Source organism: Marinobacter sp. S6332, assembly GCF_023016045.1.
In the GTDB taxonomy this organism is placed as follows: domain Bacteria; phylum Pseudomonadota; class Gammaproteobacteria; order Pseudomonadales; family Oleiphilaceae; genus Marinobacter.
On the sequence record NZ_JALKAP010000037.1, the window covers coordinates 1 to 245 of the forward strand.

Sequence of the window (245 nt, forward strand, 5' to 3'; positions counted from 1 at the left end):
TCGGAGATAATGAGAAAATGTCTTCGTGTTCTATCTCGTCCAATTTGTTAAAGAGCAAATCTGACCCAGTGATCAGAAAGAAGAACTTCGATTAACAACCATTGTCATTAATTCGAAACGCTTGTTTCTGTACACTGCTAACTTAATCATTAAGCTAGTCAGTTATTTGGTGGAGCTAGGCAGGATCGAACTGCCGACCTCCTGCGTGCAAGGCAGGCGCTCTCCCAGCTGAGCTATAGCCCCAA

Annotated in this window: 1 tRNA gene; it reads right to left on the reverse strand. The window is 44.1% G+C overall.

The annotated features are described in order from the left end of the window. Positions 1–167: 167 nt before the first annotated feature. Positions 168–243: transfer RNA gene (locus MWU62_RS18875), tRNA-Ala, on the reverse strand. Positions 244–245: the final 2 nt, after the last annotated feature.